The sequence below is a fragment of the Paraburkholderia mimosarum LMG 23256 = NBRC 106338 genome (assembly GCF_000739815.1).
GTDB classification, from domain to species: Bacteria; Pseudomonadota; Gammaproteobacteria; order Burkholderiales; family Burkholderiaceae; genus Paraburkholderia; species Paraburkholderia mimosarum.
Genome location: NZ_BBJJ01000027.1, coordinates 20747 through 34711, shown reverse-complemented (window position 1 = coordinate 34711; position 13965 = coordinate 20747). Strand labels below are relative to the sequence as shown.

The window sequence follows — 13965 nt, the reverse complement described above, 5'->3', positions numbered from 1 at the left end:
TGATGGGCTGCACTCGCGTTTTGCCCTCTTTAGCGTATCCACGAGAATTTGATGCAGAAGCGTTGAGCGCCCTGCGCATACGCCTGACCAGACGATGAACTACGGCCCGGATTCGCTCCGGGCCATTTTTTTTTTAAAAGCCACCCCGTATCGGCGATCTTTTCGGCATCTCGATCCGCCACCGCGCGGTATCGTCTGTTTACCTACCGCGCTTCATGCGCATCGACACCGGCCCTCGCGGCCATCTTTTTTTACCCTTCGGGAATCCTCTTCCCGTTGGGGAACGGGTTCCCCTTCTGGAGACCCGCAATGCAACAGCAACCTACCCTCAGGCTCGGCGACATCAAGCTCGGCCGCAACCCCCGTCAGTATTTCGACCCCGCGAAGATGGCGGAGATGGTCGAGTCCGTGCGTGTGCAGGGCGTCATGCAGCCGGTTATCGTGCGTCCGCTCGACGATGGCTCTCACGAGCTCGTCGCCGGTGGTCGCCGATATCGCGCTGCGATGGAAGCCCACGGCGCTGACTATCCAATGCCCGTCATCGTCAAGCCGCTGGACGAATTCGAGGCGCGCTCGGTCGCGCTGATCGAAAACATCCAGCGCGACGATATGGCGCCGTCCGAAGAAGCCATCGCGGCGGCAGAGATTGTCGGCCTGTGCAAGGGCGACCGGGACGAGGCCGCGGCCCAGCTTGGCTGGAGTCGCCCGGTGCTCGACTCGCGTCTCGCGCTCATGAACTGCAGTGCGGCGGTGCTGGATGCGCTCAACACGCGCACCATCAAGCTCGGCCACGCCGAACTCTTCGCCGCCTTTACTAAGGAGCAGCAGGACAAGCTTCTGCCTGTCGTCGTGAAGGAAAGCCGCACGGTCGCGGATCTGAAGAAGACGCTCGAACAGGTCTCGTGCTCGTTGCCCGCTGCGATCTTCGACAAGACCGATTGCGCCGGGTGTCAGCACAATTCGGCCGCCCAGGCCGAGATGTTCGGCGAGTCGATCGGCACGGGCAGCTGTACGAACCGCGCCTGCTACAACGAGAAAACGGAAAAGCAGCTCGAAGCGACGGCCGCAGGCCTGCGCGACGAGTACCAGACCGTACGTATCGTTCGCCCGGGCGACAACCACACGCGTATCCAGCTTGTGGCGGATGGCTCCAAGGGCGTCGGCGCCGAACAGATGAAAGCCTGCTACGCGTGCCAGAACTTTGGCGCGGCGGTCAGCGGCCTGCCTGACTCGATGGGCAAGGTCTACAAGGGCCAGTGCTTCGACACCGTCTGCAACATGATATTCCCCCCACCGAAGAATACATAGTTCGGTGGCGATGAGCCGAATCTGTTTCCGACACGCCTCTCGAAGGGGTGTTTTTTTGCCCTACAGATATTGAAGCTATACCGTGCGATGACATCGTATGTACAATGCGCGGCTTTTTATGTACGCCGAGACTGGCTTGCGCAGACCCGCAAATGTAGACGTGACCCTACGTGCCGTTGATGCTCCTGGTGGCCCGTCCTGCGAAGTCGCTTTATCCAACCTGCTGACCAGCCGCCTCGCATGTTTGTGACGGTCAAGGCGCGCATACATACCGACTCCACAGGCGTGTACTCGGAGCTTCCGGTGGTGCTGACGCCAGCGGGTATCTTGGAACCGCTGCTTGACTACTACCTCTTTCGTGGTCACGACCGCAGCTTGGCGTGGATGACCAAGGTAACTCGGTCCGTCCGGATGTTTCTCGAATACCTGCAATCCAATCCCACTGAGCGCGACACTTACCGCCTTTTCCAGAACTTCGCCCAGAGGCTTTACACCGGCACGTTTGATCGTGTCACTGGCCTTGACCCGAGTGGCTTGTGCTGGGCGCCACGCTCGCCGCGAGATGCGTCACACATCATCACGCATCTGTCCGACTTCTTCGATTGGCTCGGGGAAACGCGCCCTGGGACTGCCACGGTGAATCCTCGCTATGCAGGCGGAGCTTTCGACCGGCAGACCGATGAGGCTGCTTACCAGTATCGACGCAGCAAGGCGTTCCTTGGACATACATGGGTGGCGAACTCATCCTCAGGCGAGACTGCGTACCGCGTGCGAAGCCGGCGCGCTCCCAAGGTCGAGAAAGGTGATCCGCCGGCCTTCCCCGAGGAGCGCTTTGAGGAACTGCTGGTCAAGGGATTCTGCACGCGGGGACGTTATGACTTTCGGGGCATGCTCATCACATTGCTACTGCACGGGGCGGGCTTCCGAGAATCCGAACCCTTCCATCTCTTCATCCACGACGTGTTCCCGGACCCGGCCAATCCGAGGCAGGCCAAGGTTCTGATCCATCATCCGAGCTACGGTGCCGCGCCTGCCGATTGGCGTGACAAGCTTGGACGCACGCGTAAAGGCAACCGAGCGGAGTATCTCGCCCTCCAGTTCGGCCTCGTGCCACGCACCGATCTAATGGATCGACGGCACGCTGGCTGGAAAGGCGGCATGCACGACGCCGAGTATTACAAACAGGCGTACTGGTTCCTGCCGGAGTATGGCGAATGGTTCCTGCACATTTGGCACCGCTATCTCCAACAGGTGGCATGCGTCGAGCGTGGGCACCCCTTCGCCTTCATCAACCTGAACGGCGAGCCCGTCGGCGCCATGTACACGCTCACTCAGTACAACAAGGCGCATGCTGCTGCGTGCGAGCGCATTGGGCTCACGGTCGGCAAGGCTCTGGGCACGACGCCGCACGGTCACCGCCACGCCTATGGCCGGCGACTGCGCAACGCCGGCGTCGACAAGCCGTTCATCCGCCGCTTCATGCATCACGCCTCGCTGGAAAGCCAGGAGGTGTACACACGGGCGAATACCCGCGAGATTCTGGCAACGCTTGAAGCGGCTGCGCAGCGGCTGCGGGACAAGTACGCCGGCCCACAACCCGCGATAAGACTGCTGCTGCCCGGAATCGAACTCAACCACTAGGGAATCCTCATGGAAAAAAAGAAGACGACGACTGCGGCCGCTTCTGCCACTTCCCCGCAAAAGAAGAAGGGTGCGCGCGCAAGGGATACCTCCCTCGCCTGGGTCGAGCAGAGCTACCCGCAGCTTGCCGCCTGGCGTGCCCTGGCGGTGGAGTGGCTGAAAGGCGAAACGAGCGGTCTCAACGTGAGGCTCGCTGCATTGGTGGCCTTCCTTGAGCGCTATCTCATCGAGCAGGAGTTGCCGCTCGACCCGGTGGTGTTCCTGGCGCGCACCACGGTCCTGCCTGACTTTTACCAATCAGCCTGTCCCGATTCGATATCGGGGATCGAGTACAACAACTGCGTCCACGCCTTCCTGCGCTTCGTGCTGCTGCGCGAGTTCAGCGCAGCCGACGCCGGCGGCCTACGAGTCGTTTCGCCGGCCTTCCACAATCCCGTGCCCAAGATGACCAAGCACGGTTTGCCCAAGCGCGACGAGAGCGTGCATTCGCCGCTGCCCTACGGCTACATTGACGAACTGCGCCAGATGCTCGCTGCGGGGCCGCACTTCCGCGACTGGCACTGGGCGCAGAGCGCGCTGGGGAGCGACATCGGACAGCGCGGGGGAAACTCCCCCACCGACTGGTTCGAGGTGACCGAAGACCAGATTGACCAGAACGACCCGGACTGTGTGTGGCGGGTCCGCAAGCTTTATCGCGGCAGGCAGGTGCTGCAGATGTGGAGCCCGGTCCGCTGGGTGGCCCTGCTCGTAAAACTCATCTTGCCGCTGCGCAGCTTCCAGGTCCGCATGCTGGACTCGGGCGAAGCCGACTGCTGGCGCTACGCGGTGGGGAATTGGACTTTGAATTCGAGCCGGCTCATGCAGCGCAGCGAGCGGAGGCCGCTGCAACAGGGCGTGTTTCGCCGCAGCGTCCCGTTCGCCGATGGCGAGTCCGTCTCGACCGTGCTCTACATCAACACCAACAAGACCGCCGACATCGCCCAGTCTGGAGCCGACAAGGGCTACGTCCTGCCGTGGTCCTCCGGTGGGCCGATGCATCAGGATGTCTTCTACTGGCTGGAAAAGCTGCGCAATTGGCAGGAGAAGTACAACCCCATCGAGCGGCGCGCGTCCTGGACGGAACTGGAGGGCCGCCACATGACCGCAAAGAGCGAGGTGCAACTGGCAGGCTACCCCGACACTTGCTTCCTCTTCCGGATGCCGGAGGCGCGAGACGGCGTGCGTCATCTGCCGCCAAGCGAAAATATGTTGGGCACGCCATGGTTCTACCTGTTGGAAGCACTGGAACTGCGGCTCGCCGACCGGGGCGAGACGCATCGCAGAGGTACGCCGATTCGTTTCCTCCCGTCGCTAGAAAAACGGAACAAAGGAACGACGACCCTCTTCCCGCTGCACAGCCTGCGTGTCTCCCTTATCACCGCGCTGGCACTAGAAGGCCAGGTGCCATTCCCGTTGCTGCAAAAGCTGGTCGGCCACAGCCGCCTGCTGATGACTTTGTACTACACCAAGCCCGGCGCGTCGCACATCCGCGACGTGCTGCTTGGCGCCGCGGAGCGGCTGGAGATGAACAAGGAGGCGAGCATCCAGAACTTCCTGCTCGACACCGAGCATGAGGAACTCCTGAAAAAGGCCATCTGCAACAGTGTGCCCAGCCTCGCGGCTGCCATCCCGCTGCATCCGGCCGCTCGCAACCCGGCCGGCTGGATGCTGATGCACCACGGAATGTGCCTAGTCGGCGGCAACACCAGCGAGGTCGAAGGCAACGGGTCGGTGGGCGGCTGTTACAACGGGGGAGCGGTGATTGCCAAAGGGACCTCATCGGTGAATCCGAAATATGGCCCAGTACCCGGAGGAAGTCGCAATTGCGTGCGCTGCCGCTGGTTCGTCACCGAGCCGCACCACCTGCCGGCACTTGCTGCGCACTTCAACACCATTGCCTACCACTTCGATGAGGCGCGCAATGCGTGTCTCGGCCGCGAGAAGATGGTGCAGGACCTGAAAAAACAGAAGGCTGATGCTGAGGAGTCCGGCCAGCCTTTCGCCCGACTGGACGCCTACCAACAGGCCGAGCGGGTCTGGGAAGGTGCCATGAAGCGCTTCAGCGATCTCGCTGAAGACCTTGTAGCCTGCTGGCGTCTCATCGAACGTTGCAAGGCGGTGCTCGAAGCCCAGCAGGGCAGCGGTACGCAGATGGTGGCCGCCGGCATGGTGGGCGACGTGCATGTCGCCTTCGAGGAAACGGAGTCGGAGCTGCTACAACTTGCGGGCGTCTGCGAAAACGTCGAGGTCTACTCCGACCTTGAACCCGGTAAGGCAGTGTTCCGCCGCAGCCAGTTGCTCGATGCCGTGCTCTATCGCGACGACTTGCCGCCTGTGTTCATGTTGATGAGCGAGGACGAGCAATTGCTTGCGGGCAACGCCTTCATGCGCCGTCTTGCCCAGCAGATGGACCCACCGAATCCCGCGCTGGGCCAGCGCCAAGTGATTCGGCTGATGGACGCTGGTGTGAGCCTAAGCCAGCACTTCGACATGGACCTTGCCTCGCTGCTGCCCACGACCAATCACGTCCAGGCGTTCCCCGCCGGACGACAGTCCCTGCTGAGAGATGAAGTATGAATGGAGCGACTGACATCCAACCGGACGCCGTGCTCGAGTCGCTGCTCGCCAAGGGCGGACGCTCGAACCGGCGAGCAAGCCTGGCAAAGATGCACGAGCTATGCCGCAGGCAGCATGAAGCGGGCTCGCGCGACTTCTCGCTGTCCGCCATCGGCCGCCTGGCCGAAGCCGAAGGCATCATGAAGGGCCGCGCCCTCTACAACGCCCCATCCGCCGATTACCGCGCGCTCATCGAGGCGTGGGCGACCTACGCCGGGCCGCCTGCCCCCAAGCCGCCAAAGACGCTGGCGAGCCACGAATACCTGATGCGAATCGAGGACCCGGCAATCCGATCCATCATGCAGGCCATCATCGCCGAGCGCGACAAGCTCAAGGCGCAACTTAACGTGCTGAAAGCCAACGCCCAGGTGACCGTGGACCGGCGCCCACTGGCCGCCACCGTCGCAGCCGTGCCCCACGCGCAGCCAGTGACGGCGCTTGCCATGGCCGCGCAGTTCACGCCGTCGGAACGCGAAGCCCTGCAGAAAGCCGTATCGGAACACTACCTCGAGGAACGAGGACTGCGGGAAGGCAGCCACGGCGAAATCGTCAACGCGCGGGGCCGGACAGTGTTTGAGGTGGGGTTCGCGCGGGCGATTCGAAAAGTGCTTGCATAGGCGAAGCAAACATTAAAGGAGAACAACATGAGTGTGGCTTATTACCTTGCCTGCATTGAATCCGGGAAGTATGTGTGGGTCGGGGCACTAGGTCCGGACTGCCAAGCTATGCCGGAAGGGAAAGCTGGCGCGATATCGCGATTTGCGCTGGCCCATCGTGGCAAGCCGCTTGTTGTGGTGAGTGATACCCATCCTATCCTTGATGATGGCAAGGAGTGGGAGGCGTCGCACGGGGCATAACATGCTCAAAGGGAACGCCACCAAGTCCCCTAACGTACGAATCACGCAATAGAAAAGCGCCAGCCTTGTCGCCGGTGCTTGGAAGTTTCGGTGCGTTACGATGTATTTATACATCGCAAGGCTTTAATGCTTCAAACACCGCCCTAACTGAATTCCTCGCCACTCACTCGCGAACTATGTACCGTTAGGGTATAAGTTCATGTTGAAGAAGGTGGCGGCGCGCATCAAGAGCGAGAAGGCTCCTGACACGGCTGCGGCGAAAGCGGCAACGGCCACAGGCGCTTCCAAAGCGACGAGTGCGACCAGTGCGACGACTGCGGCGAGTGCGGCGAAGGGCAGCAAGCCGTCCACGACGGCCAACCCCGAGGCAACCGTTGTCGCGGAATCCGATCGCGTCAAGACGTACCGCGTCGCGCTCTGGCGCAAGGCGTTGCGGCGCGAGGTCAGCGCCGACGTTGCGCTCGCGCGTCAGTACCTGATCGCAGTCGTCGCGACGGGCGACGCACGCAGCATAGCGGCGGAACCGGTCAACACGATCTGGGAGCGCCTCATCGATGACAAGCCCGCCGTCGGCGACTTCTCGAAGGCCGCCACGGCGGCAGCAGCGCTGGAGTCGGACGTGCAGGTGAAGCTGCTCGTGGCGCTCGCGATGTCCGCGATCCAGGGCGTCGACGTGCCGTATCTCGTCCAGATGTGCCGCCATCACAAGCTCGATCTCGCGAAGCACTGGAAACTCGACAAGGAGTTTCTGGAGCTGATCACGAAATCAGAGATGAAGGTGGTGGCCGACGAACTGGGGCTGCGCGCCGCGATGGGCGACGACTTCAAGAAGGTCTTTGCGAAATCGAAGGCCGAAGTCATCGACGCCCTGCTGTCGGTCGAGGGATTCGACTACAGCGGCAAGGTGCTGAAGGTCCTCAAGTTCTGATGCTGGCCGCGGCCCGCGGCTCCTGTCTTTTTTTCGCCGCCTTTCGCGCGGCGTTTTTCATTTTTGTGAGGTTCGATATGTTCCAGCAACTCGAAGCGTTCGTGCGCGAGACCGGCAAGGTCACGCTCACGCTCAAGATGGCCGGTGAGCAGATGGCGGTGGTGGTGATGCCGGGTGGCGACTCCAAAGAGACTGCCCTGCGTCAGCCGCTCGTGCTGACTGCAACGCCGGCCGCGCTCGATGAGGGCTTTGTCGATGCGCTGCGCACGTTCGAAGGCGCGCACCGCTCCCTCGCGGAGCAGGTGAGCGCCACGACCGAGATTCTGCAGGCGGCTGAAAAGTCGCAGGCGGGCAAGGCGCAGAAGGCGTTGTCGAAGGGCTCGAAGCCGGCGCTCCCCGCGCCCGCATCGACGGCCGACGGCAACGACGAAGGCGACGAAGAGGAGCAGACGGAAGAGGGCGGCGGCAAACCGCAACCCGCGACCGTTACGTCGACCCTGGCACCGGCAGCAGCCGATGCTGGCCAGACCGATCTCCTGAGCCTTCTGTGAGGGGAACGTCATGGCTATCGCAATCGCAACGCTCACCCGCGAGTTCACCTACAACGGCATGCGTCTGCCTGATCCCGGCCCGGCGTTCACGCCGGATCAGGTACGCGATCTCTACTCGGCGCAGTACCCGGAGCTGACGACCGCAACGGTCGATGGCCCCGAGTATGCCGGTGAGGTGGCGTCCTTCAAGTTTGTACGCGCAGCCGGTGCCAAGGGCGGCCATGCGTAAGGAAACCCTGCTCAAGGCCCTCGCCGATCCGGCGAGCGGCTTCAACTCTCAGGAACCGCCCGAAAGGGCGGTTTTTTTATATGACGACGAGGTTCGCCAATGCTGTTCGATCCTTCATTCGCTGATCGAACGGTCGATGCAACAGCCGGCGGGGCATGGCAACCGCCACGCGCTGCCGCTTCCCGACATCGATCTTCCGATTGTGTTCTGACGCTGCCGCAGTTCAGTCCCGATGTGCCGCGCGAGGCCACCATCCGGTGGCGTGCTGACGTGGAGCTGGAGGGAACCGTGCTCGAGCAGTTCCGGCACGGCCCCCTGCGCGCCGCTGACGTCGACGCTCCGGCCAGTCCGGTCGACGCGTTCCAGCAGGCGTTCTATGCATGGGTGCAGCGGCAGATCCGTCAGCCGCTTCGCTTCATTTCGTTGGGCCTCGACCTGTGCGACACGAACGCCGTGATGGACATCATCCAGCATCAGTACGAGCACGATGACTTCAAGGCAGGCGGCCCGCTGCATCTGGGCGTGAAGCTGGAGAACGAGTGGGTCCATGAGGTCGGTGCACTGGCCCAGCCGTTACGGGAGGCGCATCCGCTGCTTTTGAACACGCTCTTCAATCTTGTCGATCGCGTCTCGGGCAAGACCGTGCTCATCCGCACGCCTGGCTGGTTCCTCTGCGAGGCGGCCTGCCGTCACTGGGAGGGCGACGAAAGCGCGACCGATAAGGACGTCAGCCAATGGATGATGGACTTCTACGGGGACGACAAGGAGACGGTGGAGCGGTACCTGCCGTCCGTGCTCCGTCCGCAGCTATGCCCCGACGAGATCCGCACTCCCGCGAAGGTGCCGGGCCGCCGATCCCGCAATCAGGTGCTGTCGGAGAACGAGCTGCGCCGTCTGCAGACGGGTTCTACACCGCTTGTGAAACGGGTCTGCGTGGAGCTTGCGGCGCTGCACCGGCTCCTTCGGCGGGCGGGAAACCGTCCGTTGCTCGACGACGGCTATGACGCGCGGCCGATGTATTCGGGCTGCACGTTCGTGCTGGAGAACAACGAGCGGATCAGCGAGACGCTCGACGACTTCATGAACGGTGAGTACCAGGGTGGTGAAGCCACCGAGTACAGCCGCTTCCTCACATTTTCCAACCAGAAACAGGGCATCCATGCGCAGTACGTGCAGTGGGGCCTTGCCCTTCAGATGCTTGGCCACCTCGATCGCCTGATGGCGCTTGTGGTGAGCCCTTGACCAGGAGTTCTTTAATGAAAGGTGTTCATATCGGCCAGACCGGGCATGACGTTGCCCTGTCTTCGGCCCTCTTGCTGTATTCGGCACGGGATGGTTCGTGTTACGCGACGGTGCATGCAGTCGCAGCGGAGCGTGAATCCGGGCGACCGGTGATCGGCGCCGGACGGCCGTTAAGCCGCCGTGCTCTCATCGATGCACTGGTGCAACTCGATCGCAACGCGGCGCCGCGCGCCGAGTTCCTGCCGGGCAACGTGCTGGGCGTGACGTCGGCCGCGGTGACGTGGTGGACTCCACCGGCGCGTCGACGTGTGTTCTTTCAGTGCAGGAAGGTGGGTGAGCGCACGGCAGTCGTGCCACATCCGGGCCTGGTGTTTCAGGCGGGCGCGGGCGGTTTCCGCGTCTTTGCGGTGAAGGGCGACGCACGTCCCGAGGCGGGCACGGCACTCTTTGAGCCGCCGTACTTCAACACCTGGGACCACGGGCAGATCTGCATCGGGTCGGCCAAGGTTCCGCGGCGCATCGAGGCGTCTGCCATCGACGGCTGGGAAGAGGGCTTCTTCGCCTCCGCCTTCACGCACCCGAATCCCGGTGGCAAGCGCGTTGAGTACAAGGACGGCTTTCATGCTTTCTGGACCGACATGCTGGACGGGAAGTTCGAGGCGTTTCCGCTCGAAGTGCTCGTTCCGATGAAGGATGCGACGGCCGGCAAGCTGGTCGCAGGCCAGATCGGGGGTGCCAAATGAATCCTGTCGATAACGTCCTGCAGGGCTCATTTCCGTCGGTCATGGTGCCCACGCGTGAACTGGTGGCGCCGATGTCCGGTCCCGGCGAGCGTCTGCTCATCGCGTCAAACGGCGTGTTTCTTGAGATCGACCGTCCGTGGATCCGGCTGGTCCGGCGCCTTGGCTCATTCGACTGGCATACGCCGGTACCGTATGGCCAGGCGCAGGAACTGACGGAGCTGCGCTGCGGCGCGATTCCTGCCGTGCTCGTTGTGGAGTTCGCCCGCCTCGCGCGGGCGGCGCTGCCCAACGAGGTGGGAGCGTGGATCGTGTGGGACGCAGTGACGGGGCGCTTTCGCATGGAGCGCCTCGCATCGCTCTCGCACGGTCCGGGCCATCTACACTATGAGCGTCCGCAATTGCGCGAGGGCGAGTGGCTGGTCGTTGACTGCCATTCGCACGGCCACGGGAGGGCGTATTTCTCGTCGACCGATGATCGCGATGACCTGCACGACGTGAAGCTCGCGCTCGTGCTGGGCAACTGCGATCGCACGCCGTCGATTGCATTGCGTCTGTGCGCGAAAGGCCGCTTCGAGGTTCAGGCGGGCGCTCCGGCGCACTGGCTGTCGGCGCTGGCCGGGGAGGTCGTATGAGCACCCCGGTTCTGCATGCTACCCCCGAGCACATGACGCGGGGCGCCTGGAAAGTCGTCGTGGTCGGAGCGGGCGGGACCGGCAGCGCATTGTTGCCGTCGCTCGCGCGCCTGCATCACGCGATGGTGGAGCTTGGTCACCCCGGTGGTATCGAGTGCACGGTCTACGACGATGACACGGTAAGCGAGTTCAACGTCGGCAGGCAGGGGTTCTATCCGAACGACGTCGGCCAGTACAAGGCGACGCTGCTCGTGAACCGGCTGAACCTGCTGATGGGCACGGACTGGATTGCCGAGCCGCGACGCGTCGATTCGCAGATCAACCTGCATGCCGATCTCGTGATTGGCTGCGTCGATTCGCGACGCGCGCGCCACGCCATCGTGCAGGCCGCAAAGCGGGGCAAGTGTCGCTACTACCTCGACTGCGGCAACGAGACGGATCGCGGCCAGGTCATCCTCGGCGAATTCGGCAAGCCCCGGCACGACCGGTTGCCCCACGTGGGCGACCTGTTTCCGGACCTGCTGAATGCAAAGAACGACAAGGGCGACGATACGACAAGGGCTGACCTCATCGAGTCACCGGCCATCAGGCCAGCGCAACGCTATACGCGTGCGTGTGACTCATTTCTCCACTGCAAGGACTTCGTCTCTCACTGGGAGGGGCGGTCCTTGCGCATACCTCAAAAGGAAGTTCGTGATGTTGAAAAAACTGTTCGACCGAGACACGAAGCTGGCAGCGCGAACGCTCGTGTTCATGCTGTACGGCGTCGTGCCGATGTTCGTCTTTGGCTGGCTGCTCGCCACCATCGCACGCCATCCCGAAGCCGTCGCTGCAGGACGAGTACGCGTATCGCTACACGATGTACTGGCTCGGAGGCGAGAAGTGGCTTCCGCTGCTCCTCGGTGCGACGGCGTTCGGTTCGCTCTTCTGCGGCGTTGAATACCTCGCCCGTGTGGCGTTCCGGTACGCAGAGCCGCAGTTCATGCCCGCGGTGCGCACGAAGGTGCAGGAGTGGACGCTCAAGCCGTTCGTGAGTGCGCTGGCGTTTGTCGATGGCCTGCTCATCGATAACGTCCGCGCCTGTGTGGCCGTGTTCGCATTCGGCGTGGTGCTGGCCTTCTGGTCGCTGCACCTGCTGAAGGTGAGCGAATCGCGAGGGCCGGCCCGGTGATGCGGTATCGGCTGCTCTCTTGACCCAAGCGCCGCCCTTTCAAACGGGCGGCGCTTTTTTTCGTCCGTTGTACCTCTGTGTGCGCGGCGAGCGTCACCAGTGCCGCAGCGACGGTACGAACAGAACGAATATTCCGGCGGCCGCGAGCGACGGCCCGAACGCGAGGCGCGGGAGCGTGCGCGCCCGGGTCGATGCAGCATGCAACAGTCCGGTGAGGACCGCGAGCGCGGCGGCGATGAATAGGATGGCCGGCAGCGCCTGCCAGCCCAGCCACGCACCCAGCGCGGCAACGAGCTTGAAGTCGCCGTGGCCGATGCCTTCCGAACGGCTCGCGGCCGCGACGCCCCACGATAGGGTGCGAAGCCCGAGGTAGCCCGTCACTGCGCCGATGACGGCATCGTTTAGCGGCGTGACGATGGCGCCAAGATTGAGCAAGAGGCCGAGCCAGAGCAGCGGAATCGTGATCAGGTCGGGCAGCAGATGGTGGCGGCGATCGATGTCCGCTGCGACAAGCAACGGGAGGCACAGCAGGCAGGCGGCAAGGGCGGCCAGCGACAGCCCGGTCGTTGTGAGCGCCACGATCCCGACGCTCGCGCACGCGAGCGCACCGAGCACGCGCTCATGCCGCCGCACGGAACGTGTATGTGTGTCCTCGCCGAGCGAACGCAGGACCGTGCTGGCGATCGCTGCAGAAAGATCCGGCATGATCGCACCGAGCGCACCTGCAACGCCGGTCAGATCGGCGAGGAGCCCGATACTGGCGATCGGCGGCGTGGACTGGATAAAGCTGGGCATGATGGGTCGTCGAGAGTTGGTGCTGAGTCCGGGGCGATACAACGACGTCGCGGTACAGCGAACATCGTGCGCGAGGTGAGGGCGACCCCGCGAGACGAAAGCCAGGTGGTTTTCGCGATCATTCCGGTCGGCGCAGCGACCGCCGACCCGTAGACTGTCCCTATTCCTCGCGCTTTTGGCGCATCGACCTGACCACAGCGGCTTGCCGTTGTGCCTTCTGCTTGTCTCACCGGCCGGACGACTGTCCTGCCTCCATCTTTTGATCCCCCTGGGAGCCCACTCCCGGAAGGGATGCGGCTCCCCTTTTTCCTTTCAGGAGCCGCACCATGCTGAACGTTTCCGCTCAACCCGCTTTCAAGGTTTCGGAACTGAATGGTTTTTCTGAGAAGCAACGTGTCATGGCACAGGACGTTCAGTCCAGTCCGCCCCAGCTTCACCCCGCTACGATTGTCTCGGTCTGGAGCGATCGCACCGCCACGGTAATCTGGGACTATGACCTGCCGTTTGATGCCGAACGCCGTCTCGTCTCGAGCGGCCACGTCGAGCTTCACAACTTGAATCGCTTGTCCTGAGGACAGCCATACGCAGACCGGTTTGTCCGGTCTGCGCCTTTCGCTTCATCCATCTCTTCCCGACAGGGCAAACGCCCCTGACGGGACGGTTGCCCGCAATTTCGTGAGGCAACCATGATCCGTACTCTCTTCTCCATCCTTCTCCTCTCCACGCTCGCCGCCTGCGCGAACATGACTGACTTCGGCTCGCCCGACGTCTACCAGCGTTCCGACGTTCAACGAACAGGTAGCCTGGAGGAAGTCACGGTAGTTCGCGTGCGCAACATCACGATCCAGACGCCGGGCGATGGCACGGGACTGGTCAGCCTCATCACGGCGGGCGCGAGTGCGTTTCTCGGTTCGCAGGTGATCGGCAATGGCAACGGCCGCTACATCGCAGGTGCGATCTCAGGCGCAGGTGCAGGCGTCATCGCACAACGCGTAGGCGCTGCGCTCTCACGCACCGCTGGCCTCGAAATCGTGGTCCGCAAGGCCAACGGTTCGATGCTCGTGGTCACGCAGCCTGACGACCAGCACTTCAAGCCGGGCGACCAGGTTCTGCTAGTCACCAGCAGCTCTGGCGTGCGCGTCACGCACTGAGGCGCTTTTTTTCATTCGCCGGCGACATGCCGGCCTTCCTCTCCAGCACGGCGAGGCGTTTC

15 protein-coding genes and 2 pseudogenes are annotated in these 13965 nt (G+C 63.0%); 16 read left to right on the top strand and 1 reads right to left on the bottom strand.

Annotation, left to right across the window (positions count from 1 at the left end; translation table 11 throughout):
• Positions 1 to 309: 309 nt before the first annotated feature.
• The 14 genes and pseudogenes from BMI01S_RS20235 to BMI01S_RS41990 form a co-directional block, all read left to right on the top strand.
• Positions 310 to 1281: pseudogene (locus BMI01S_RS20235) on the top strand (PRTRC system ParB family protein); the annotation flags it as partial.
• Between the two features lie 267 nt (positions 1282 to 1548).
• Positions 1549 to 2949, top strand: a complete 1401-nt coding sequence (gene gmtY, locus BMI01S_RS20230; RefSeq protein ID WP_028231603.1) for a gamma-mobile-trio recombinase GmtY — start codon at positions 1549 to 1551, stop codon at positions 2947 to 2949.
• A gap of 9 nt (positions 2950 to 2958) precedes the next feature.
• Positions 2959 to 5565, top strand: coding sequence for a gamma-mobile-trio integrase GmtZ (gmtZ, locus tag BMI01S_RS20225; protein WP_028231604.1), 2607 nt, complete (start codon positions 2959 to 2961; stop codon positions 5563 to 5565).
• A gap of 29 nt (positions 5566 to 5594) precedes the next feature.
• Positions 5595 to 6221 (top strand): gamma-mobile-trio protein GmtX, encoded by a 627-nt coding sequence (gmtX, locus tag BMI01S_RS20220; RefSeq protein ID WP_244145382.1) that lies wholly within the window; start codon positions 5595 to 5597, stop codon positions 6219 to 6221.
• A gap of 27 nt (positions 6222 to 6248) precedes the next feature.
• Positions 6249 to 6461 carry a hypothetical protein gene (locus tag BMI01S_RS20215; protein WP_036045532.1) on the top strand — a complete coding sequence of 71 codons (213 nt, stop codon included), beginning with the start codon at positions 6249 to 6251 and terminating at the stop codon, positions 6459 to 6461.
• A 199-nt stretch (positions 6462 to 6660) separates the two neighbouring features.
• On the top strand, positions 6661 to 7389 hold the full coding sequence (locus BMI01S_RS20210; protein WP_051381457.1) for a hypothetical protein: 729 nt from the start codon (positions 6661 to 6663) through the stop codon (positions 7387 to 7389).
• Positions 7390 to 7466: 77 nt separating this feature from the next.
• The gene (locus tag BMI01S_RS20205; protein ID WP_028231607.1) at positions 7467 to 7940 is read left to right on the top strand and encodes a PRTRC system protein E; all 474 of its coding nucleotides are present in this window, start codon (positions 7467 to 7469) and stop codon (positions 7938 to 7940) included.
• Positions 7941 to 7950: 10 nt separating this feature from the next.
• Positions 7951 to 8169 (top strand): PRTRC system protein C, encoded by a 219-nt coding sequence (locus BMI01S_RS20200; RefSeq protein ID WP_028231608.1) that lies wholly within the window; start codon positions 7951 to 7953, stop codon positions 8167 to 8169.
• On the top strand, positions 8162 to 8380 hold the full coding sequence (locus BMI01S_RS41995) for a hypothetical protein (RefSeq protein ID WP_028231609.1): 219 nt from the start codon (positions 8162 to 8164) through the stop codon (positions 8378 to 8380). Before BMI01S_RS20200 ends, BMI01S_RS41995 begins: the two co-directional genes overlap by 8 nt.
• A gap of 23 nt (positions 8381 to 8403) precedes the next feature.
• A complete protein-coding gene (locus tag BMI01S_RS20190) occupies positions 8404 to 9411 on the top strand; it encodes a PRTRC system protein F (protein ID WP_161635537.1) in 1008 nt (335 codons plus the stop codon).
• Positions 9412 to 9425: 14 nt separating this feature from the next.
• A complete protein-coding gene (locus BMI01S_RS20185; protein WP_028231611.1) occupies positions 9426 to 10154 on the top strand; it encodes a PRTRC system protein B in 729 nt (242 codons plus the stop codon).
• The gene (locus tag BMI01S_RS20180; protein WP_028231612.1) at positions 10151 to 10786 is read left to right on the top strand and encodes a PRTRC system protein A; all 636 of its coding nucleotides are present in this window, start codon (positions 10151 to 10153) and stop codon (positions 10784 to 10786) included. The genes BMI01S_RS20185 and BMI01S_RS20180 overlap by 4 nt, the downstream gene beginning before the upstream one ends.
• A pseudogene (locus BMI01S_RS39150) lies at positions 10783 to 11364 on the top strand (PRTRC system ThiF family protein); the annotation flags it as partial. The gene BMI01S_RS20180 and the pseudogene BMI01S_RS39150, both read left to right, overlap by 4 nt.
• A gap of 206 nt (positions 11365 to 11570) precedes the next feature.
• A complete protein-coding gene (locus tag BMI01S_RS41990; protein ID WP_028231613.1) occupies positions 11571 to 11957 on the top strand; it encodes a hypothetical protein in 387 nt (128 codons plus the stop codon).
• Positions 11958 to 12050: 93 nt separating this feature from the next.
• Here the strand turns inward: BMI01S_RS41990 and BMI01S_RS20165 are convergent, their stop codons facing one another.
• Positions 12051 to 12752, bottom strand: coding sequence for a prepilin peptidase (locus BMI01S_RS20165; RefSeq protein WP_051381458.1), 702 nt, complete (start codon positions 12750 to 12752; stop codon positions 12051 to 12053).
• A gap of 326 nt (positions 12753 to 13078) precedes the next feature.
• On the opposite strand from BMI01S_RS20165, the gene BMI01S_RS20160 reads away from it, so the two are divergent.
• Together BMI01S_RS20160 and BMI01S_RS20155 are read left to right on the top strand one after the other, a co-directional pair.
• Positions 13079 to 13324, top strand: coding sequence for a hypothetical protein (locus BMI01S_RS20160; RefSeq protein WP_028231614.1), 246 nt, complete (start codon positions 13079 to 13081; stop codon positions 13322 to 13324).
• Positions 13325 to 13438: 114 nt separating this feature from the next.
• Positions 13439 to 13903, top strand: coding sequence for an outer membrane lipoprotein (locus tag BMI01S_RS20155; RefSeq protein WP_028231615.1), 465 nt, complete (start codon positions 13439 to 13441; stop codon positions 13901 to 13903).
• The last annotated feature ends 62 nt before the right edge of the window (positions 13904 to 13965 follow it).

Excerpts from the sequence above, each read along its gene's own strand:
- BMI01S_RS20160 (WP_028231614.1), top strand. The coding sequence starts at position 13,079 with ATGCTGAACGTTTCCGCTCAACCCGCTTTCAAGGTTTCGGAACTGAAT.
- gmtZ (WP_028231604.1), top strand. The coding sequence starts at position 2,959 with ATGGAAAAAAAGAAGACGACGACTGCGGCCGCTTCTGCCACTTCCCCG.
- BMI01S_RS20180 (WP_028231612.1), top strand. The coding sequence starts at position 10,151 with ATGAATCCTGTCGATAACGTCCTGCAGGGCTCATTTCCGTCGGTCATG.
- BMI01S_RS20165 (WP_051381458.1), bottom strand. The coding sequence starts at position 12,752 with ATGCCCAGCTTTATCCAGTCCACGCCGCCGATCGCCAGTATCGGGCTC.
- gmtY (WP_028231603.1), top strand. The coding sequence starts at position 1,549 with ATGTTTGTGACGGTCAAGGCGCGCATACATACCGACTCCACAGGCGTG.
- BMI01S_RS20200 (WP_028231608.1), top strand. The coding sequence starts at position 7,951 with ATGGCTATCGCAATCGCAACGCTCACCCGCGAGTTCACCTACAACGGC.
- BMI01S_RS41995 (WP_028231609.1), top strand. The coding sequence starts at position 8,162 with ATGCGTAAGGAAACCCTGCTCAAGGCCCTCGCCGATCCGGCGAGCGGC.
- BMI01S_RS20185 (WP_028231611.1), top strand. The coding sequence starts at position 9,426 with ATGAAAGGTGTTCATATCGGCCAGACCGGGCATGACGTTGCCCTGTCT.
- BMI01S_RS20155 (WP_028231615.1), top strand. The coding sequence starts at position 13,439 with ATGATCCGTACTCTCTTCTCCATCCTTCTCCTCTCCACGCTCGCCGCC.
- BMI01S_RS20215 (WP_036045532.1), top strand. The coding sequence starts at position 6,249 with ATGAGTGTGGCTTATTACCTTGCCTGCATTGAATCCGGGAAGTATGTG.
- BMI01S_RS20210 (WP_051381457.1), top strand. The coding sequence starts at position 6,661 with ATGTTGAAGAAGGTGGCGGCGCGCATCAAGAGCGAGAAGGCTCCTGAC.
- BMI01S_RS20205 (WP_028231607.1), top strand. The coding sequence starts at position 7,467 with ATGTTCCAGCAACTCGAAGCGTTCGTGCGCGAGACCGGCAAGGTCACG.